This window comes from Bacillus sp. DU-106 (genome assembly GCF_004799705.1).
GTDB classification, from domain to species: domain Bacteria; phylum Bacillota; class Bacilli; order Bacillales; family Bacillaceae_G; genus Bacillus_A; species Bacillus_A cereus.
In genome coordinates this window covers 558,156-579,214 of record NZ_CP026607.1, presented here as the reverse complement: position 1 = coordinate 579,214, position 21,059 = coordinate 558,156, and the positions used below count along the sequence as shown (strand labels likewise).

Below are 21,059 nucleotides of genomic sequence, written 5' to 3'. Positions count from 1 at the left end.
CACACATAAAAAATCAAATACTGGAGAGGAGAAACATGATAATGAACAATGGTAGACGTATCGGACTCATTATGATTATTACAGGGGCTACATTATGGGGATTATCTGGTCCAATGATTCAGTGGCTATTTCAACATACTAATGTATCCTCAATTGATTTTTTAACAATTCGATTGTTGCTTGCAGGAATATTTATTTTGTCTTTCTTACTTATAAAGAAACAAAACATATTTCAAATTTGGAAACACCCTAGATATTCTATACAACTTATTATTTTCTCTATTCTCGGCATGCTCGGTGCGCAATACGCCTTTATCGAAACGGTTCATATTAGTAATGCAGTCACAGCAACGCTATTTCAATTTCTAGGTCCTGTTCTTATTACCATGTATGTTGCATTTGAACAAAGAAAATTCCCTGCTTCCATGCAACTATTCGCAATTATAGCCGCGCTAATAGGAACATACTTTATTATTACAAATGGCTCAATTGAAAACATTGTTTTATCCAAAGAAGCTATTATTTTTGGACTATTAACAGCAATCGGATTTGCATTTTATACCCTTCATCCGGCTTCTCTCATTAAAGAATGCGGGACAACTGTAGTAATTGGTTGGGGGATGTTAATCGGAGGAATTGCACTACTTATTTATAATCGTTCATTCGGGTGGAATCAATTTTCACAAACCCTTACACTAAAAACTTTTTCTATGCTTATTCTTATCATTATTAGTGGTACCCTTTCTTTCCTTCTATATATCGGTAGTCTTAAATATTTAGCAGCAACAGAAACAAGCATTTTATCTAGCATTGAACCCCTTGTAGCTGCCATCGTTTCAATCACTTGGCTAAATGAATCTTTTGGAACATATCAATTATTAGGCGGCGTATGTATCGTTCTGTCCGTTATTTTTTTGACGATGCCTCAAAAAGAAACCGAACCAACCTATACAACGGAACAAATATAAAATGAAACTTTAATTAGTGGGGACTATCTCCCACTAATTATTAACCTACACCAATCGGGCTTTTACGGGATAAAAATGTCAAAAGAGGTCGTACAAAACTTACGACCTCTTTTTATACTTTAAAGGAATTGTCCCGCCTTCTAGCAAATACAATTACACTAACAATAAAACTAGGAGTGTGGCACCATGAAAAAAATCGGAACTATGCTACTTCTCTCCTTCCTCATCACTGGATGCACACAAACGCAACCGGATTCAAAAGAACAAAAAAAAGACGTAATAGCAACGTCATCCACTCAAGTGAACGCACCTTCCTTCTTTCACCTTAGTGTTTTAAAAGATGTAAATTGGGAAGAAACACCTTCTTTCGTAGAAGGAAAAATGCCTTTAAAAGGCATCGAAGGTAAAGTCGCAATGGCTGATAGTCCTATTATCGCAAATGAACAAAATGAAATAATGTGGCACTTTCTAGATTCTGAAATACCAACTGGAAAATTGTCTATTATTGCGCTAAAACAAGGATCTGTAACTCCGACACAAGTACTCTTTCAAAAAGAAACTTCCAAACAAACTTGGACTACTTCAAATACAATCGATTCTACTACAAACGAACTCCCTCTCACTATGTCACTACCTTCATCTGGATTATGGTTATTAAATATATATGTGAATGAAAAATATTATGATCAGTTTGTAATCACTGCTGAGTAAAGTGACAAAAATAAACCACTTTCTTACAACAATGTAATTTCTACGTCATGTACTTCGATAGTTGAATTATCTCTCTTCTCTTATACTTAAAGTAAGAAATGAAACGAGGAGAGATGAGAGATGAAAAAAATGATAGAAGTGATCGTAGCAGTAACTGAGGTTTTAGTGAATGGTAAACAAGTTGCAATGGAATTAAATAAATAGTGAAGAAACATAAATAATTCTACACTTCTTCATTATTTTGATTTCTTATCTCAAAAAAGCAGTGCCTTTTAGGCACTGCTTTTCGCTATTAATAACGTGGTATTTTCGTAATTTGTGCCACGCCTGAATCAATAGCTGCTTTCGCTACTGCTTCTGCAACACTTGGAACAACTCTTTTATCTAATGGATTCGGGATTACATAATTCGCATTACGTTCTTCATCAGTAATAATGTTAGCGATCCCATATGCTGCCGCTAATTTCATCTCTTCTGTAATATCAGTTGCGCGCACATCTAACGCACCGCGGAATATTCCGGGAAACGCCAATACATTATTTACTTGATTCGCATAATCCGAGCGTCCAGTTCCTACTACAGCTGCCCCAGCCTCTAATGCATCCTCAGGGAAGATTTCTGGAATTGGATTCGCCATTGCAAACACAATTGCTTTCTCATTCATCGTCTGTACAAGTTCTTTCGTTAATACGTTAGGAGCAGATACGCCAATAAAAATATCAGCTTGGTGAATTGCTTCTTTTAACGTTCCACGCACATGTTCACGATTTGTCTTTTTTGAAACTTCAATTTGTGCTTCGTTCATCCATGTTTCACCTTCACAAACAATACCTTCTAGGCTAACTAACGTAATGTGCTTTGCACCAGCCTTTAATAATAATTTTCCAATTGCAATTCCTGCCGAACCCGCACCGTTAATAACGATTTTCACATTATCCATTTGTTTGCTAACAACTTTTAATGCATTAATAACAGCTGCTAAAACGACAATAGCTGTTCCATGTTGATCATCATGGAATACAGGAATATTCGTTTCTTCTTTTAATCGTTTTTCAATTTCAAAACAACGCGGTGCTGCAATATCTTCTAAATTAATCCCTGCAAATGTAGGCTCTAAATTTTTTACAAGGGTAACGATTTCATCTACATCCGTTGTGCCTAAACATAATGGGAAAGCATCTACATTCGCAAACTTCTTAAACAAAATACTTTTTCCTTCCATAACAGGCATAGCCGCTTTCGGTCCAATGTTTCCTAAACCGAGTACCGCTGTTCCATCTGAAACAACTGCCACCATATTGCCACGTGCTGTATAGTCATACACTGTTTCTTCATCTGCCGCAATTGCTTTACACGACTCCGCTACACCTGGTGTATACGTCAGGCTTAAATCATCCGCTGAATTTACCTCCACTTTACTTGTAATTTCAATTTTCCCTACTAATTCTTTATGCAATAACAATGATCTTTCATTAATTTGATTTGCTAACATACTTATAATCTCCCCTTAATTTGACAAGCTAGCTATATGAATATAGCTAGCTTGTTTGATCATGAAAACATTTTTAATAATATTGTCGCCATTACAACCATTGCCGCCCCGCCTAAACGAGTTGAAATTTGCGCGAACGGCATTAATTCCATACGATTTGAAGCCGATAAAATAGCAACATCTCCAGTTCCGCCTAAACCGCTATGACATCCAGTTACAATCGCCGATTCAACTGGATACATCTTCATCACTTTCCCTACAAGAAAACCTGATGCTACCATTGTAAGAACAACCGATGCGCACACAACAACATATCCTACTGAAAGAACTGCTGCTACGTCTTTTAACGGAATATATAGCAATCCTAATCCAACCATTAAAGGCCAAGTTAAATTCTTCGAAATAAATTTATATAAATGGAATGCTCCTTGCTCCATTTTTGCTGGCATTAATTTAAAGTATTTCACAAGTGCTGCTGAAAAAATCATAATGATTGCCCCAGGAATACCGATGAACTTAGAAGCAAATCCTCCAAAGATGAAGAACGTACACGCAATTAATAAACCTGCTCCCATTAATGAGAAGTCAATTGGCTTCTCTGTATTTTGTTCTTTTAATAATTCTGCTTGATTGTCTGTTTTCACTAATACACCGTTACCACTAAGCTCCGGTTTCTTCTCACCTAAACGCTTCATATACCCTGCACTTACAATTGCGAACATATTTCCAATAATAGCTGCTGGAATAAGCTGTGATACAAACGTCGCTGATGATTCATTTAAAATATCACTATAAGCTAGCGACAATGGTAAAATCCCTTCCCCGATACCACCACTCACAATTGGTACGATGATAAAGAAGAATGTGTGCTTCATTTCAAATCCAAATAATGAACCGACCAATAACCCTACTGCTACAGAAGCTAACGTCCCTACTACTAAAGGAATAAACATACGAACGAAACCTTGTACTAACACTTTACGGTTCATTCCTAAAATACTTCCGACTACTAAACAAGAAATATATAAATATAAAAAGTTCGATTTTTTCATTAACATAGTCGCAGCTTCCATTGAAGCTGGATTCATCCAGTTAAAAAATACAAGTAATGATGGAATAAATAACGAAAGTATTGCTGGACCGCCGATATTTTTTAAAATTGGAATTCTCATCCCAATATCGCCTAAGAAAATCCCCATGATCATAATAACTGCAAATCCACCAATCATATCTGCTGGCAATTTATTATATACAGATGCCCCATAAATAATAGCAGCCAATACTACATATAACGGTAAAGGTATAACACCGATTTTTACATTCATAATTTTAGAAGCGAAAGATTCTCTTTGTACTTCATTTCCTTCAGAAAATGATACCGCTTCCACATTCTTTTGAATTCCCATATGGCACCCCCTCGTTTTCTTAATAACAATATTAAAACGCTTTCAATAGTAAAAATAGTTTTTGTAAGTTTTGTAATTGATTTTGTAATTAAAAAAAGTATAAGCGACTTATATTAAGTCGCTTATACGTAAAACTCTATTTTCTTTTGATCAACACATCTTAATTTACTTACAGGTCTGCCCACATGTTGGTACATCATTTCGTTTTCTAACACTCCAATGTCAGTCAAAAACATTACATATTTTCGAATAGAAACTCTTGAAATTCCAACTAATTGTGCCATTTCATCTGTTGTAAACACTCTTCCATTCAACGACTCGATCTTCTGCCAAATTAATTGCAACGTTTGCTTCGTTAACCCTTTCGGAAGCTCTTTCGTGACAGTAGGCTCCCTTTTTTCTTTTTGTAAAATTAACAAATCTAATTCCGATTGACTAATTTTTTGTTGTTCTTTCATGAAAGTAAGTTTTTCTCGATATATAGTTAATGCCTCTTTAAATCGTTCAAATGTAAATGGTTTAATTAAATAATCTACTACACCATATTGTAATGCTTTTTTAATACTTCCCATATCATGTACAGCTGAAATCATTATAATATCAATTTCTTTTTCTTGGTTCCGGATATACATTAAAAGCTCAAAACCAGTCTCTTCAGGCATAAAAATATCAAGTAATACTAAATCTACTCGTGATTTCTCTAATATTTCGATCGCCGACTTTACTGAGTTAACTGCTTGAACAAGTTCAAATCCTCCTACTTGCTCTAAATAATGCGTATTTAGCATTGCTACCATCGGGTCATCTTCTACAATTAAAACTTTAATCATATTTGCCTCTCATCCCTACCTTTAGGTATTTCAATTGTTATCGTTGTTCCCTTACCTACTAATGAATGCATATGAATTTCCCCATTTATTCGCTGTATACTTTCTTTTACAAGATACAAACCATAACCGCGGTTATCTCCCTTTGTGGAATAACCTTTCGTAAATAATTGCTCTATTTCTTTTTCTTGTATACCTTTTCCCGTATCTTGTACTGTAATAGTTAGTATATCCCCATGTTGTATCTTAACTTCAACTCGCTTCTTTTCACAATTCGTAACTGCCTCTAATGCATTATCAATTAAATTTCCGACAATCGTAATAAGTTCATGAGTAATACTTTCATCATCTATTTCCGGCATATAAGAATCTTCACTTATAATTAATTTTATATTTTTCTCTCTAGCATAGCTGAGCTTACCTAGTAAAAAACCAGCAAATACTGGACTTTTTATTCTTTTCATAACTCCACCAATTTCATATTGATGCTCTGATACCATGCCGCTTATATACTTCTGTAATTCTTCATACTGCTTCATATGTGTAAGCCCTAATACGACATGCATCTTATTCATAAACTCATGAGATTGTGCCCGTAATGCTTCTGCATATAGTCTAATACCAGTTAGTTCCTCTGCTAGTTTTCTAATCTCTGTTTTATCACGAAATGTTGCAATTGCACCAACTATTTCTCCTTTTACATATAAAGGAACTCGATTCGTCACAATCGTAATTCCATAAATATTTTGTTCTTCGTTTAATTGTACTTCTCCCGTTTGCAATACTTCTTTTATACGTGAATTTGGCATATACAACTCAACATCTTTACCGATAAAATCTTCTTCAAGTCCGCTTTTTTTAAATAGACGTTTCGCTTCATTATTAATTAATGTTACTCTAGCCTCTTTATCTACAGCAATAATACCTTCCTTTACAGATTGTAGCATCGTATTTCTTTCTTCAAGAATTTTTGCTATCCTGTGCGGCTCAAGACCGAATAAACTTTTCTTTATATGTCTAGCTAGCAATATTGCTCCTATAATTCCGACTAATACACCAACTCCGACACCAATATAAATGATATGTCTACTTTCCTTAACTCTCTCTTTTACATTATCTGCTGAAATACCAACAGCCACAGCTCCAAGTTGTTCACCTGTTTCAGAAAATATTGGTACAAACACTCGCATGGAAATACCTAAAGTTCCTTCTGCTAACGATACATGTTCTTTTCCTTTCAATGCAGGCCCTTCATCTCCCCCAATAAAATGATGCCCTATTTTTTGAGGATTTGGATGTGACTTTCTTATTCCATTCATGTCCATAACTACAATAAACTGAACACCTGTGTTTTGTAATATTCTATTTGTATACGTTTGGATTGCAGAGGTATCTGCTTTCCCAACCAAACCATCGATTACAATCGAATCATTCGCCACAATGTGTGCAATTGTTTTTGCCTTCTCTGCTTGGCTATCCTCCGTCGTCCGTTCTACATTATGACTAATTAATATATCTGTCACAAGTAAAGAAAAAATTACAACTGTACAAACTAACAATGTAATCGTTTTCCATAAATTCCATAGTCTTTTTCTTTTTTTCATCCCGTTAATGACTCCCCTAATTGCTGAATAGAAAAATAAGTAAGGTGATATTATTTTCACCTTACTTATCTGCTGTTATTATACTTTAAATTTACTAGTCATCGCTTGTAGTTCTTCTGCCATCTCAGCTAAGTTTTGCGAAGCTGAACTAATTTCCTCCATGGAATTAACCTGTTCTTCTGTTGAAGCTGCAACACTTTGCATACTAGCTGTATTTTCTTCTGCAGCAGCTGCAATTTCATCAATAGCATTTGTCACTTCATTTGCATCCCCAGCAATTCTCTTCGTTGTTTCTACCATTTGATTAACTTGAGAAACAATATGTGTAGTAGAACTTAAAATTTCCGTAAAACTTACTTTCGTTTTTGTTACAACATCAAGGCCCTGTTGAACTTCTCCATTCACATTATCCATCGCCTTAACAGTATGTTCAATATCCGCCTTAATTTCTGCAATTAAATTTGCAATCTCTCCAGATGACTCTCCTGATTGCTCTGCTAATTTTCTAACCTCATCTGCTACAATAGCAAATCCTCGTCCCTGTTCACCTGCTCTTGCTGCTTCAATAGCCGCATTTAAAGCTAATAAGTTTGTTTGAGTTGCGATGTTTTGAATTGCTTCAGAAATAGCTCCTACTTGCTTTGATTTCTCATCAAGCAGTTTAATAATAGCATCTGACTCGGATACCGACCTAGAAATAGACTGCATTTGTTTTGCAGTTTGTTCAACTAAATCTTCTCCCTCTTCAGCTCTTTCTCGCGCATGTAATGAGGAAATAGAAATTGACTCTGCGCTTCCAGTTACATCTTGAATTGCTGTATTTACTTGTTGCAATGTAGCCGCACCTTCTTCAACACCTTGACTTTGTGATTCAGCCCCACCTGATACTTGTTCCATTGCAATTGTAATTTGATCTGTCGCATCATTTGCTTGCTGTACGCTCGCTGTTAACTCTTCTGCCGATGCTGCAACATGTTCTGCTGAAAAGCTAATTTGGGTAATAACATCTTGTAAAGACGTAGACATTTCATTAAATGAATTCCCTAATTTCCCTATGTCATCCTTGGAATGGATTGTAATTTTCTCTGTTAAATCTCCCTTACTAATTTTATATGCCGATTCAGCTATTTTTCGTAATGGCCTTGTAATAGACTTTGTAATGAAATAAATTAATATACTACCAAATGCAATAGCGATAGCAATGACAATCAAAGTCTTATAAAACACTGGACTGGCAGCTTGGGTAATTTCTTCATCGAACATAACACCAACTACTTTCCAGCCCGTTTTCTCATTTGTTGCAAAGATTAAATTCTTTTTATCATCTTGTTCTGTATAAGACACATTTCCTTGTTTATCTTCATAAATTGGTTTAATCCAAGGATCAGTAACTTTTGCACCTGGTTTTCTAGATGGATGACTAACAATTTGCTTATTTTGATCTAAAATAACTGCATAACCTTTTTCACCAATGTTAATCATTTTGGAAATTTTTAAGATGTTATCTAAATTTAAATTAATTCCTATAACACCTTTACCATCTTTTACTTCTTTCGCAATCGTCACTACCATATTTTTTGTAGATGCTGACTGATATGGCGCAGTAACAATTACTTTCCCTTTATTTTCATGTGCTTCTTTATACCAAGATCTATCTGTTGGATTATACCCATCAGCCATTTGAATAAATGGTTCTCTTATAAACTTTCCCGTCTCTGTTCCAATATAAATACCTTCTACTTCTGGATGAAGCTTTATATATTGTGCTAACTTCGTTCTTACTATTTCTTCTTGTCCATTTAGATATGTATCCTCTGTTAAGATGTCTGCAAAGTACGTCGCATCAACAAATTTCTCTTCTATATTTTGAGAAATAACAGTATTTAAAATCGAAATATTCTCCTTTGCCTTATCTGTCATTTGATGCTCAAAATTTGTTTTGGCAGTTTGATATGAAACACCACCGATAATAATTCCTGGTATAGTTAAAATAATAAAAAATGAAATGATTAATTTTTTATTGATACTCATACATTTAACCCAGTTAAATATTTTTTGCATAATAAGCCTCCTTTATGTAATGTGGATACTTGTGTCATTTTATACAATTAATATATATAAAACAATATATAATGATAACATGTAATTTTTTCGTCAATTATGCATTTTTGCATATCCACTCCTTATACGTATTTTAATCATAAAAATAAGAGAACTTTAGCATTATATATGCTAAAGTTCTCTTATTTCTTAACAGCTTCTACTCTATAAAACTTCTCTTATAATCCTCAAATCTTTACCCTTCGCCTTATAGTCATATTACTAAAACTCTTCGTCCTAATTTATTTAGCGCTCTTTACATAACTAATTGCCTGACTTCCCATTTGTACCCATGCCTGTTCAAAGGTTTCTCTCGGTACTTTTACATCTAAGCTATCCTCAAGTGGATCTCGAATATATACAGATTCCTGATCATACCCAATAAGTACAACACAATGTTCATTATACGTAATAGAAACATCTCCACTATTTGTTTCCCATGTAGTAAATTCAGCTTCATCTAATGGTGCAAATGTTGCATTTGTGATCATGACTACAGGTTGCCCTGCTTTTATACTCTTATAAATTTCTTCTATATTCTTCCCTGTTAAGTCTACAGCTTTATTAGGTAAATATTTTTCCGCTAACTGAAAAAGTGGCCCATGATATACACCATATCCCGATTCAGAAAATGTATAAATATTACCTACAAATCCTTCATTCGGATTCCCGCGCACACCATCGTCTATAAAATCAACTTTTTTTATTTCATTTGCTAATGTCATCTTATCCACTGAAACACCAGCGTATTGTAACATCATCGCTAAGCTCGTCACTTCACAGCCTCTATCCAATTCTGGTAACTGCTGAATTAAGGGAACATTTGCTAAGATGACTTTTTCATCGTTATTACTAAACTCCGTTTCTTTTCCTCTTTGTATATTTGAGAATGTTAACTTCTCTACATACTTTGGAATTCCATTTGTATATACACTCCATATTGCTGCACCTAGTAAAGCTGTACATATATACCACTTCAATTTTCTTATCGCTTTCACACCCTTATTAATTCGTTAAATAAGAATAAAATGCGTCAGCATCCGTTCGTACCATCGGTACAAAATTTAGTTCTTTTCCTTTTTCAGGCTGATCTTTTTTTATCTTTTCCGCTAACTCTTGAATATTCATATTCATTTTATCCATATTAAGCTCATCTGCCATTTGTAGCACCTTTTGTTCATTAATTTCTCTTAATATTTGATATATATCTTTACCATACAAATCAATATGATGTTTTTTTGCTTCTTCTTGTACTTTTTGTTCGTACACTTCTTGTGCTAACTCTTCAATTTCTTTTCCTTTTTGAGAAATATCTAACTTTCCTGCTTCTTCTCTTACTTTCTTTCCGTAGATTTCTTCCGCGATGTCTTCGATTTCTTTTCCATCTGTCGAAATACCTAATTTATCTGCTTCATCTTTAATTTTAATCGCATTAATTTGAGTAATTAAATCTACAATTGATGTATTCTCTATAGATATACCTAGCTTTAACGCTTCTTGCTTTACTTTTGTTTCATAGATTTCTTCTGACAGCATCCCAACATCTTTTCCTTCAATCGATATGCCTAACTGCTCTGCTTCCCTTCCTACTTCTGTTTCATGAATTTCTTTTTCTAGTGTAATTTGTTCTTTTCCTTCCGTTTCAATACCTAGTTTCTCTGCTTTTTCTTCTGTATGCACTGCATGTATCTTACCATTGTTCAATTGTTCTTTACTGCGCTGCGTGTAATCTGTCTTTCCTTTTTGTGTTTCAGAAGGAGAGGCCCCCCCTAATATACTTAAACTCATTACTCCAATAGTGAATACCGTCATCATTTTCTTTTTCAAAATTAATTCCTCCCTCTTATACTTTCTTTCCCATCATTCCCCTAGTTTTTTTAATACTATACATACATCTCATCGCTGCTTGAGATAACATTATGATTGATAAACCCCACTCACATACACCTAATCTCTTCTTCATGTAACGAACTTTCTTTATGCCATACATAATATAAATAGTTTCTTAACTTTCCCTTAAAAAAAGACGACCTTGTAAAAACAAGGTCGTCTTCTTACTTATATTTTTTGATTTTTAGGGAAAATCACTTCAAAACAAGTGCCATCTCCCCATTTGCTCTCTACTGATATTTTTCCGTAATGCTTTTCTACAATCCAATTTGCGATTGAAAGACCTAATCCAGCTCCTTCTGACGTACTTCTTGCTTTATCCCCTTGATAAAAACGATCAAATAATTTCGGAATATCTTCTTCTTTCACTCCTATCCCGTCATCTTTCACCTGTATGCGAATTGAACTACTCGTTTGCGTGCAATCAATTTGAATATGCCCACCTTCGTTTGTATACTTCATCGCATTATCTAACAGTATGACCATCATTTGATGAATCCGCTCTCTATCCCCCATAAAAGATACACCACGTTCTACTTTTAGCATCATTTCTTTTTCTTGATAAGAAGCAATCTCTTTATATGGAGCTACTATTTCTTCTAACAATTTATCAAGTTCAAATATTTTCTTATCCATCTCAATTTGATTAGAATCAGAACGTGCTAGCAATAATAAATTACTAACGAGTTTCGATAACCGCCTACATTCTTTTGAAATTGTAGAAATATCCATCGCTTTTTCTTCTATCGTAGCGGATGGTGACTGGAATAAAACATCCGTTTTTGATTGAATAACTGCAAGTGGTGTCCTGAGTTCATGTGATGCATCAGAAACGAATTGTTGCTGTTTCTCCCATGAACTTTGAATAGGTACAAGTGCTCTACCAGCTAGGAAAAAGCCAATACCTATCGCACAGAGGCTTCCTATGCTACAACCTATAACGAGAATTAAAAATAAAGTATTTAACATTCCTTCTTCCGCTGTTATATCTCGCACGATTTGAACTATTTCTCCATCTTTTTGAAGCGAAAATGCTCTAAAATATCGTCCTTGTACTTCAATATCTTGTAACTCCTCTAATTTTTCGGGAGAAAAACTTTCCAAATTCTCTTCAAAAATAGAACGGAATTTACGGTTATCGCCCTCTATTTTCACTATTTTCCCATTCCAAGTTATTCTAGTTACTCGCGGATCTCCAATTTGGATATTCTCCATGCGTTTTCTTGGTGGTACTTTAACATCTAATTTTTCTCTATACTGAGCTATCATTTTTATAGATTGATCTACTTCACTATAAATACGCTTGTATGTGTACGAATAAATAATACTGCCTAATATACCTATTAATAGAATAAATACTAATGAGTTCACTATAGTCAAACGAATGCGTGTTTTTTGAAACATACTTCCTTTTTTCATTGTTCTTTTAATATATATCCAATACCTCGAACGGTTTGAATATCTTTCTGATAACCGAATGGCTCTAATTTTTTACGTAAATGATGCACATACACTTCTACAATCGCTACTGTCGTATCTGAATCAAATCCCCAAACACGATCAAAAATTTGTTCACGCATTAAAATCTTTCCGCTATTTTGAACAAGGTACTCTAGAAGCTCATATTGTTTTAATGATAACTTCATACCTTTTCCATCTACTTGAACATCTTTATCTTTTCCGAACAATTCAATGCCTTTATAGCGAATTGTTTGCTGCGTTGTTAAACTACCACTTCTGCGTAGTAAAGCACGAATTCTCGCTTTTAATTCAGGGGCCTGAAATGGCTTAACAATATAGTCATCTCCACCAAAGTCCAATCCCTTCACCCGATCTTCTAAAGAATCTCTCGCTGTCAAAAACAGGACTGGTGTTTCAATCTTTTCATCTCGTATTTTTTGAATCACTTCAAATCCGTCCATCCCTGGCATCATCACATCCAGCAAAATTGCATCATATATATTTTGAAGAGCTAAAAACAATCCATCTTCTCCATTTATTGCCGTATCTACTTCAAATTCATCACGTAAAATTTGTACGATAGACTCTAATAACGAAGCATTATCTTCTACTACAAGTAAACGCATGCTCTCACCTTCCATCAAATAGTTCAATTCTATTTATTATTACATTTCTTCTCTTCATAACAAAAGAATGTAGTTACATTACGTAATTTCATTTTTAACTATTTCCTTCTAAAATTTTGAAGTTTTATTATAAAAACTTTGTCTTAAATTTAGCTTAATAAAAAATTGAAAGAAATAAGATTCCTCTTATCTCTTTCAATTTTTTATTACATATACCTTTTTACTCGGCAACTCTAAACAATTTAGCTGACCGCCATACACAGCCCCGCCATCAATCCCAATAATACGATTACTACCAAAATACACTCCGCAATCCTCACTACCATGAAGCGTTTTTGTTTCCGTATGCCCAAATACAATAACCTTTTCACCGCTATATCCATTATGAAATTCATTACGGATCCACATTAATGTATATGGTTCAGATTCAGAAACTCGTTTCATCGGTTCAACCCCAGCATGTACAAATATATACTCTTCTGTTTCAATGTAATGATCTAATTCTTGAATAAACTTTATATGTTCCTCTAATACACGAGAGTGTAAAATCGGTTTTTGGAAGTCTTTCTCATTAACCGCAATATCTTCTTCTACAAATCCATAGCTATATAATGTCTTATCTCCACCATTTCTTTTTACCCAATGGTTCCATGAACGTTCCTCATTTGTCGTTAACGCCTTAATCATCATATCTTCATGATTTCCTTTTAAAATGAGTGCTCCCTCTTTTTTCAATTCTCTTACCTTTTCAATTACAGCACGCGCATTTGGACCACGATCTACATAATCTCCCAGTAAGATTAATTGATCCTGTTTCGCATCATATTGAGCTTCTTCCAATAAATGTTCGAACTTTTCTATCTCTCCATGAATATCACTAATAACAAGAATTCTTTTCATATTATCCCCCCTCTTTCTAATTATAGTTCAAAACGACAGAAAGTTCAGAATTGAAATCCCGCATTAACGGGCAGTAAGCCCCCCACTGATTACAGTTTCACTTTATTACAAACTAAACTATTATCCTTACAACAATGTAAGTCTCTTGTCATCCAATTCGATAGTTGTAATTACTGTATTTCCTTATACTGAGAGTAAGAAATGAAACAAAAAATAAGGAGAGATGAGAGATGAAAAAAGTAATGGAAGTTGTAGTAGCGGTAGTAGAGGTTTTCGTAAATGGTAAACAAGTCGCAATGGAGTTAAATAAATAATGAAAAGGACAACATTCACTCTAGACCCTTTACTCATATAAAAGAGATAAGACTTCATCATTTCTTTGATCCCTTATCTCCCTATAAAGAAAGCCGTATCCCTTTTAAGGATACGGCTTTCTCTTATTTTTGACTCGTACGAGCTGAAATGCTAATTGCTCTATCTGTTGCTTTGGCAGCTTCATCTAACGCTTCTTTACTATTCTTCCCGTCATACATCGCTTCTAATGCTTTTACAACTGCATCTCGTGATTCTGAGAATACACTAATTAAAGCCCCTTGTGTTGCTGGAGATTGCTTCGTCGCTTGCAATTGATCTACTGTTACTTTCAACTGTGGATATTTTTCATATTGCTCTTTTACTAATGGCTCATTATATGCATCTGGATTAATTGAGAAATAACCTGTTGCAGTATGCCATTTTGCTTGTACGTCTGGCTTCGTTAAATATTTCATAAAGTCCCAAGCACCTTGTTGCGTTTCTTCTGAAACCATATTCGTCATCCATAATGATGCTCCACCAATAACAACACCATTTTGTTTCGAATCCTCAGGATACGGAATATATGAAACACCTACATTAAACTTAGATGCATCGATTAAATCACGAACACCTGCTGAAGAATCTAAATACATAGCAACTTGTCCAGATTGGAACGCGGCACGAATATCATCCCAACTTGCTCCATACTTTCCAAGTGCGCCAGCTTTATTTAAATCATCTAACATTCCAAATACTTTCTGTCCTTCTTTACCGTTAAATACCGCCTTCTTTGCAGCATCTTTACGGCCGTTTTCGTTATCTACATATAAAGCACCTTGTGTCGCTAACAATTCTTCAAAGAACCAACCGTAGTTAAGCATGGAGAATCCATATTGTTTTACATTTCCGCCTTCTTTAATCGTTAACTTTTTCGCTGCTTCTTGTAATTCCGCATATGTTTTTGGAGCTTTCTCTGGATCTAAGCCCGCCTTTGCAAAAGCATCTTTATTATAAATTAATACTGGTGTAGATGAATTAAATGGCATAGAATACATTTTTCCATCAACTGAATAATAATTTGTAATTGCTTTTTCTAATTTTGACGTATCGTACTTATCTTTTTTTATCCAGCTATCAATTGGTGTGATTTTTTTGCTATCAATCATATATTTCGTTGTAATTTCACTCGATTGAACAAGAGCTGGCGCTTCTTTCGTTGCAGACATCGTTCTAAATTTCGTTAAAGACTCTTCATATGTCCCTTGGAACTCTGCCTTTATCTCATATTTATTTTGCGACTTATTATAGTCTGCAACAAGACCATCTAATACTCCTTGTGTTTTTCCACCCATCGCATGCCAGAAGCGAATTACAGTTTTATCACCATTTTTTTCAACAGGTGCTACTTTTGCCTGTACTTCAGGTTTTCCCTCTGTTTTACTATTTGAACAAGCTGCACTAGATAATGCCATTGTTGCTACCATTAATAGAGCAGCACCTTTTTTAACTAGACTCATTTAAATCTCACCTTCTCTTAGTTATTTAATTGCACCTTTTGTTAATCCTTGTTGTAATTGCTTTTGCCCTAAAAATAGTAAAATCAATGTTGGAATAACGATAACCGTAACACCGGCCATTACGCTTCCCCAATCAGTTGCAACTTCTTGAGACTGAAGCTGCTTTACACCGATTTGCACTGTTCTTACTTTTTCATCAGTGGTCACTAAAAGTGGCCATAAATACATATTCCATGTTGTTAAAAAGCTATATACTCCAAGCGTAATAAAACTCGTTTTACAATACGGTATTACAACGCTGAATAAAAATCTTATATTTCCAATCCCTTCAATAAAAGCAGCTTCTTTCAGTTCATTCGGGAGTGTCATAAAATGTTGACGTAACAAGAAAATACCGAAAGCTGTTGCAAAAAACGGCACTGTCATCCCGGCGAAACTATTGATCCAGCCAAAGTTTTGAATCGTTAAAAAGTTAGGCACCATCGTTGCTTCCCACGGAATAAGCATCGTTGAAATAAACAGGAAGAAAATTAAGTTTCTCCCTTTAAACTGAAGAAAAACAAAAGCATAAGCTGCTAAACTTGATACGATAAGTTGTCCAATCATAACGACTGTCGATACAATTAAACTGTTATATAAGTATGTAAAAAGCGGTACTTTTTGAAAAATATTAATGAAATTATCAAAAGTAAACTGGGTCGGAAATAACCTTCTCATTTGAATATCGTCTGGTGTCATAAAGCTTATTAAAAATGCATACAGTACAGGAAAAAATACCATCACTGCACTAATAATGAGTAGCATGTATAATAGGAAATTTTGTTTCCACTGTTTAACAATCATTTATAATGCACCTTTCTCTCAGCAAACTTAAATTGAAGTAATGTAGCAACGAAAATGAAAACAAATAATACCATCGCTTGTGCACTTGCTGTTCCAAATTGATGATTCACAAACGCCTCTTTGTAAATCGAGTACACAATTAAATTCGTTGCATCATTTGGTCCACCGTGCGTTAAAATATCAATTTGTCCAAAGCTTTGGAACGCACTAATTAATGTTACTGTTACAATAAAGAATAAAGTTGGTGATAGCATCGGTAATGTAACACGGCGAAGCTTATATAAATAACTAGCACCATCTATAGATGCACTCTCATATAAAGACGTATCAATATTTTGTAAACCACCTAATATAACTAAAAATGCAAAACCTGTATTCACCCAAACTGTTGTAACTGATACAGAGAATAGTGCCCAGTCCGGACTCGTTAACCATGCGATTGCAGGAAGGTTCATAGAGGCTAATATATTATTAAATAATCCTACACTTGGATGAAATAAAAATAGCCAAATCACTGCACTAGCAGCTACTGATATTCCCATCGTCGAAGAAAACAGAACTCGGAATAACCCAATACCTCTTACCTTTCCATTTGCAATCAATGCAAGAAACAAAGCAAATATAATACTCGTAGGAACTGTATATAAAACAAATAATAAAGTTGATTTTATACTTTTGTAGAAGGCTGGATCAGAGAATAAATATTGATAATTTTCTAAGCCAACGAAAAGATTAGCTTCTCCATGTATATCGGTTAAATAAAAACTATAATAAATCGTCCTAAACAATGGATAGAACAGAAAAATCGAAAATAGCAAAATAGATGGCGCCAAAAACAATAATCCTATTCTTAAATCTTTCGTTCTCTCCCATAATTTTTTCTTTTTTGACACCTTTGTTTGAACTGGTAACTTACTTACTTCGATCATTATTTCGCCACCACTTTCAACTCTTCTTCAGCTACCACTTTTAAGCGTTCATTCGTGTTTTCGTTAAAGAAGCATAACTTTTCTTGCGAGAATAATAATTTTACTTTGTCACCTTTGTTCAGGAGTAACTGTCCGATAACTTTCGCACTCCAAGTTGTTCCATTTACCGCAAAGTTCAATATAGATTCATTCCCTAATACTTCTACAGATTGCAACGTCACTTCTTGTCCCTCCTCAGACAGTGCAATATGCTCAGGGCGCATGCCTATGCGAATTGTTCCTTCTGGTAATTGCTTTAACTGTCTAATAGATAATGGAATTTGCAATTGTCCTATATGTAATACACCTTTTTCTTTATTTACTTCCCCATCATTTATATTCATAGAAGGAGAACCTATAAAGCTTGCAACAAATTCGTTTGCTGGTTCGTTATATATGTTAAGTGGTGTTCCAACTTGCTGTATACTTCCTTTATTTAAAACCATGATACGATCACCCATAGTCATCGCTTCTATTTGATCGTGGGTAACGTAAATCATCGTAATTCCTAATCGCTGCTGAATTTCTCTAATTTCAATTCTCATTTGCGCACGTAATTTCGCATCCAAATTCGAAAGTGGTTCATCCATTAAACAGATTGGCGCTTGACTCACAATTGCCCTGGCAAGTGCAACACGCTGTCTTTGTCCGCCTGATAATTGGCCTGGTTTCATTTTCACATACTCTTTCAGTCCTACCATTTCAATAGCTTCCATTAATCGCTTTTGTCGCTCTTCTTTTTGTACTTTTCTTACCTTAAGTCCAAATAAAATATTTTCTTCTACAGATAAGTGTGGATATAATGCATAATTTTGAAATACCATTGATAGATTACGGTCTTTCGGCTCTAGATCATTTGCAACACGTTCATTAATAATTAAATCTCCTGAAGAAATCTCTTCTAAGCCAGCGATCATTCGTAATAATGTGCTTTTCCCGCATCCCGAAGGTCCAACTAAAACAAAAAATTCACCCTTCTTAATATGAACCGATATGCCTTTAACCGCTGTCTCTTCTGCATTTTTATATACCTTTGAAACATTTTTCAATTCAATCACAAGGTTGCACTCCTTTTTTCTTCTTGTATCCATACTTCATAATGACTTGTTGAAATCGCACTTGCTCCTGCACGAATTGCAATTTCCGCATCTTCTCGCGTTTGAATCAGCCCTCCTGCAATAATAGGAAACTCTATTTCCTCTACTAGCTGCTTAATAATAGAAGGCATAATCCCCGGCATAATCTCTACTGCATTTGGTTTAGTCGTTTTACAATTTTCAATTGATTTAGTAAGAGATAAAGTATCTACAATAAAAATACGTTGAATTGTTTTCAATCCAATTTTATTAGCATTTCGAATTGTTGAACCCTTTGTTGAAATAATACCTTGTGCCCCGATAACATCTTGAATATACAAAAGCGCTTCCTCTGTATTCGTATTTAAGCCTTGTATAAAATCACAATGAAGAAATACATCATGTCCATGTTTCTGCAATTCATATACACGCTCTGGTAATTCCAGCATTGAACCAGTCATAAGAAAAACTGTTTTCGGCAATTTTTTGTATGCTTTGTATCCTTTCCAATCCTTTATCATCGCAATATAAGGTTCTTTAAACATTTATTCCACCTAACTGTTCTATTTTTATCCAAACTAAAAACACCTACTTACATAGAACGCCTTTCTCCTTATTTGAACTCTAGGGAATAGAGCACACCTAAGAAAGTGGCACATTATATGTAAGTGGGTGTTCTCAAATGTTCTCTACCCTAGTTATTTTGTTACCTTTACTATATTACGCATTTATTAAGTCAGTTTTGATAGATTGTTAATTAGGTGTTAATCGAATGTTAATATTCACCATATCATTATTTACATTAATCTAGATATTAAAATATAAATAAATAGAACGAAACAATACTTAAAATTCAATCAATATGTAAATTCATTCCATAGTTAATGATTTTTAGTTTGCTTGCCACTGCTTGCAAACTAAAGTTATCCCAAGCAGTACTATAAAGTGGAATGCGCCTTTTCTCTTGTATTGATATGGCCCAGGCTGTAACAACATCAGTACCATATCCGTTCCCTTGAAACTCCGCTAAAGTTTCCACACTTGCCTCAGCAGCTACGGGCGTACTTCTGGCACTGCAACAAACAGAAACTACTTTTTCATTTTTTACAATTGCCAAATAAGGTTGCCTCCTTATTTACTCCATTTACCATCCATTCATAATCTATTTTTCATGTTCAAAATAAAAATCCCATTCAAATACACATTACTGAATCCATCATACTAACTGATTTCTTCATTCTGTCTATCTAAATGGGATTATTTTTCGTTTTTTACTCTACTGGTTGTTGTGGCTGTACTACTTCATTCGCTCCAGCTACCCTCAACATATTTACAATATCTTTAAAACCTCTTTTTTCAGCGTATTGCAGTGGCGTCAGATGTTCCTTGTTAGCCATGTTTACATCTGCACCGTGATCAATAAGTAATTGAATTACTTTCTTATGGTTTTCACTACCATTTCCTAATACAATTGCTTCTAATAACGCTGTTCCACCACGTTCATTTTTATAATTCACATCAATATCTGTATGCTCTAATAATTCTTTAACAACCTCTACATGGCCACGCTCAGATGCAGAAATAAGTGCTGTCCCACCTGACCTAGTCGTTTCTTTCGTATTAACTCCTGCATTAATTAATACTTTTACAATATCCGTATATCCTTCTCTACTTGCATAAAGAAGTGGATTACTTTTTTTCTCATCTTTAATTTCAATATTAGCACCTGCACCAATTAATGCTTTAACTGTCTCTACATGATTTTGGTACGTCGCTGCAAGGACAGGCGTTTCTCCGTTGTCACCTTCTACGTTTATATTCGCTCCATCCTGAATCAACTTCATAGCTGTCTCTGTGTCTCCAAGAGTAGCTGAAAGTAACAACTGTTTGTCCATTAAATTTATACTTTTCTCTTCTTTAGATTCTTCCTGTTCTTTATGCTTCTCTTTTTTCTTCTCATTTTTCACATGAACCGGTTTCGATTCTGGTTCTTCTTGCTTATCGCAAGCCACTACCGTCATTAAAAGTCCTAATAAAATACATAATAAAATTTTTTGTTTTCTCACAACTACAGCTCCTATGAAAGATAATGTTTTCTTAACCATTCCTCCATCACATACAATAACTCTTCTTGAGTACATTTATCCATAAGCCCTTTAGATTCCTTCTTTAATCGGATTATCTTAAGCTTATACTATGTTTCTCAACCTATTGAAATGATACGCCTGATGGCCCCATCATTAACATTATGAAGCAATTAGTTTAGCACGTTTTTACCGCATTTGTATACATTTCTAAAAAGTACATAAATGATTGCTTTAGGTTACTATATTCCATTGTAACCGTTCTGCTAAAAATTTTACACCTTTTCTA

General features: G+C 34.5%; 18 protein-coding genes and 2 pseudogenes. 2 read left to right on the top strand and 18 right to left on the bottom strand.

Annotated elements, in window-relative coordinates; all coding sequences use genetic code 11:
* The first annotated feature begins 41 nt into the window (after positions 1-41).
* Together C3Y97_RS03040 and C3Y97_RS03035 are read left to right on the top strand one after the other, a co-directional pair.
* On the top strand, positions 42-968 hold the full coding sequence (locus C3Y97_RS03040) for a DMT family transporter (protein ID WP_001059054.1): 927 nt from the start codon (positions 42-44) through the stop codon (positions 966-968).
* Between the two features lie 186 nt (positions 969-1,154).
* A complete protein-coding gene (locus tag C3Y97_RS03035; protein WP_000719692.1) occupies positions 1,155-1,679 on the top strand; it encodes a DUF4871 domain-containing protein in 525 nt (174 codons plus the stop codon).
* Positions 1,680-1,971: 292 nt separating this feature from the next.
* On the opposite strand, the gene C3Y97_RS03030 is transcribed toward C3Y97_RS03035, so the two are convergent.
* The 18 genes and pseudogenes from C3Y97_RS03030 to C3Y97_RS02950 all read right to left on the bottom strand — a co-directional run bounded on the left by C3Y97_RS03030 (position 1,972) and on the right by C3Y97_RS02950 (position 20,827).
* Complete coding sequence (locus C3Y97_RS03030) at positions 1,972-3,171, bottom strand: NAD(P)-dependent malic enzyme (protein WP_000880780.1); 1,200 nt, start codon at positions 3,169-3,171, stop codon at positions 1,972-1,974.
* Positions 3,172-3,230: 59 nt separating this feature from the next.
* Positions 3,231-4,577 carry a 2-hydroxycarboxylate transporter family protein gene (locus C3Y97_RS03025; RefSeq protein ID WP_136363015.1) on the bottom strand — a complete coding sequence of 449 codons (1,347 nt, stop codon included), beginning with the start codon at positions 4,575-4,577 and terminating at the stop codon, positions 3,231-3,233.
* Positions 4,578-4,699: 122 nt separating this feature from the next.
* Positions 4,700-5,407, bottom strand: a complete 708-nt coding sequence (locus tag C3Y97_RS03020) for a response regulator (protein ID WP_086401959.1) — start codon at positions 5,405-5,407, stop codon at positions 4,700-4,702.
* On the bottom strand, positions 5,404-7,008 hold the full coding sequence (locus C3Y97_RS03015; protein ID WP_000746421.1) for a sensor histidine kinase: 1,605 nt from the start codon (positions 7,006-7,008) through the stop codon (positions 5,404-5,406). The genes C3Y97_RS03020 and C3Y97_RS03015 overlap by 4 nt, the downstream gene beginning before the upstream one ends.
* Before the next feature lie 78 nt (positions 7,009-7,086).
* A complete protein-coding gene (locus C3Y97_RS28420) occupies positions 7,087-7,905 on the bottom strand; it encodes a methyl-accepting chemotaxis protein (protein WP_432804035.1) in 819 nt (272 codons plus the stop codon).
* 120 nt (positions 7,906-8,025) lie between these two features.
* Positions 8,026-8,928 (bottom strand): annotated as a pseudogene (locus C3Y97_RS28415) (HAMP domain-containing protein); the annotation flags it as partial.
* 422 nt (positions 8,929-9,350) lie between these two features.
* Entirely contained in the window at positions 9,351-10,106 is a 756-nt protein-coding gene (locus tag C3Y97_RS03005; RefSeq protein ID WP_033689701.1) for a C39 family peptidase, read from the bottom strand.
* Positions 10,107-10,113: 7 nt separating this feature from the next.
* On the bottom strand, positions 10,114-10,935 hold the full coding sequence (locus tag C3Y97_RS03000; RefSeq protein ID WP_000728585.1) for a hypothetical protein: 822 nt from the start codon (positions 10,933-10,935) through the stop codon (positions 10,114-10,116).
* Between the two features lie 231 nt (positions 10,936-11,166).
* Positions 11,167-12,417, bottom strand: a complete 1,251-nt coding sequence (locus C3Y97_RS02995; RefSeq protein WP_000715835.1) for a sensor histidine kinase — start codon at positions 12,415-12,417, stop codon at positions 11,167-11,169.
* A complete protein-coding gene (locus C3Y97_RS02990; RefSeq protein ID WP_001238621.1) occupies positions 12,414-13,085 on the bottom strand; it encodes a response regulator transcription factor in 672 nt (223 codons plus the stop codon). The genes C3Y97_RS02995 and C3Y97_RS02990 overlap by 4 nt, the downstream gene beginning before the upstream one ends.
* A gap of 195 nt (positions 13,086-13,280) precedes the next feature.
* A complete protein-coding gene (locus C3Y97_RS02985) occupies positions 13,281-13,985 on the bottom strand; it encodes a metallophosphoesterase family protein (RefSeq protein WP_000821952.1) in 705 nt (234 codons plus the stop codon).
* A 437-nt stretch (positions 13,986-14,422) separates the two neighbouring features.
* Complete coding sequence (locus C3Y97_RS02980; protein WP_086401957.1) at positions 14,423-15,799, bottom strand: ABC transporter substrate-binding protein; 1,377 nt, start codon at positions 15,797-15,799, stop codon at positions 14,423-14,425.
* Between the two features lie 21 nt (positions 15,800-15,820).
* Positions 15,821-16,642: a carbohydrate ABC transporter permease gene (locus C3Y97_RS02975; RefSeq protein ID WP_000635946.1), complete on the bottom strand. Its 822-nt coding sequence runs from the start codon at positions 16,640-16,642 to the stop codon at positions 15,821-15,823.
* Positions 16,639-17,571, bottom strand: coding sequence for a carbohydrate ABC transporter permease (locus C3Y97_RS02970; RefSeq protein ID WP_000573797.1), 933 nt, complete (start codon positions 17,569-17,571; stop codon positions 16,639-16,641). The genes C3Y97_RS02975 and C3Y97_RS02970 overlap by 4 nt, the downstream gene beginning before the upstream one ends.
* A complete protein-coding gene (locus C3Y97_RS02965) occupies positions 17,571-18,668 on the bottom strand; it encodes an ABC transporter ATP-binding protein (protein WP_000571372.1) in 1,098 nt (365 codons plus the stop codon). The genes C3Y97_RS02970 and C3Y97_RS02965 overlap by 1 nt, the downstream gene beginning before the upstream one ends.
* Entirely contained in the window at positions 18,665-19,231 is a 567-nt protein-coding gene (locus C3Y97_RS02960) for a glycerol-3-phosphate responsive antiterminator (protein ID WP_000472003.1), read from the bottom strand. The genes C3Y97_RS02965 and C3Y97_RS02960 overlap by 4 nt, the downstream gene beginning before the upstream one ends.
* A gap of 308 nt (positions 19,232-19,539) precedes the next feature.
* A pseudogene (locus tag C3Y97_RS02955) lies at positions 19,540-19,815 on the bottom strand (GNAT family N-acetyltransferase); the annotation flags it as partial.
* Positions 19,816-19,957: 142 nt separating this feature from the next.
* Positions 19,958-20,827 carry an ankyrin repeat domain-containing protein gene (locus C3Y97_RS02950; protein WP_000287336.1) on the bottom strand — a complete coding sequence of 290 codons (870 nt, stop codon included), beginning with the start codon at positions 20,825-20,827 and terminating at the stop codon, positions 19,958-19,960.
* Between the last annotated feature and the right edge of the window lie 232 nt (positions 20,828-21,059).

Excerpts from the sequence above, each read along its gene's own strand:
- C3Y97_RS02960 (WP_000472003.1), bottom strand. The coding sequence starts at position 19,231 with ATGTTTAAAGAACCTTATATTGCGATGATAAAGGATTGGAAAGGATAC.
- C3Y97_RS03035 (WP_000719692.1), top strand. The coding sequence starts at position 1,155 with ATGAAAAAAATCGGAACTATGCTACTTCTCTCCTTCCTCATCACTGGA.
- C3Y97_RS02980 (WP_086401957.1), bottom strand. The coding sequence starts at position 15,799 with ATGAGTCTAGTTAAAAAAGGTGCTGCTCTATTAATGGTAGCAACAATG.
- C3Y97_RS02970 (WP_000573797.1), bottom strand. The coding sequence starts at position 17,571 with ATGATCGAAGTAAGTAAGTTACCAGTTCAAACAAAGGTGTCAAAAAAG.
- C3Y97_RS02995 (WP_000715835.1), bottom strand. The coding sequence starts at position 12,417 with ATGAAAAAAGGAAGTATGTTTCAAAAAACACGCATTCGTTTGACTATA.
- C3Y97_RS03020 (WP_086401959.1), bottom strand. The coding sequence starts at position 5,407 with ATGATTAAAGTTTTAATTGTAGAAGATGACCCGATGGTAGCAATGCTA.
- C3Y97_RS03015 (WP_000746421.1), bottom strand. The coding sequence starts at position 7,008 with ATGAAAAAAAGAAAAAGACTATGGAATTTATGGAAAACGATTACATTG.
- C3Y97_RS02985 (WP_000821952.1), bottom strand. The coding sequence starts at position 13,985 with ATGAAAAGAATTCTTGTTATTAGTGATATTCATGGAGAGATAGAAAAG.
- C3Y97_RS02975 (WP_000635946.1), bottom strand. The coding sequence starts at position 16,642 with ATGATTGTTAAACAGTGGAAACAAAATTTCCTATTATACATGCTACTC.
- C3Y97_RS02950 (WP_000287336.1), bottom strand. The coding sequence starts at position 20,827 with ATGTACTCAAGAAGAGTTATTGTATGTGATGGAGGAATGGTTAAGAAA.
- C3Y97_RS28420 (WP_432804035.1), bottom strand. The coding sequence starts at position 7,905 with ATGGAACAAGTATCAGGTGGGGCTGAATCACAAAGTCAAGGTGTTGAA.
- C3Y97_RS02990 (WP_001238621.1), bottom strand. The coding sequence starts at position 13,085 with ATGCGTTTACTTGTAGTAGAAGATAATGCTTCGTTATTAGAGTCTATC.
- C3Y97_RS03025 (WP_136363015.1), bottom strand. The coding sequence starts at position 4,577 with ATGGGAATTCAAAAGAATGTGGAAGCGGTATCATTTTCTGAAGGAAAT.
- C3Y97_RS03030 (WP_000880780.1), bottom strand. The coding sequence starts at position 3,171 with ATGTTAGCAAATCAAATTAATGAAAGATCATTGTTATTGCATAAAGAA.
- C3Y97_RS03040 (WP_001059054.1), top strand. The coding sequence starts at position 42 with ATGAACAATGGTAGACGTATCGGACTCATTATGATTATTACAGGGGCT.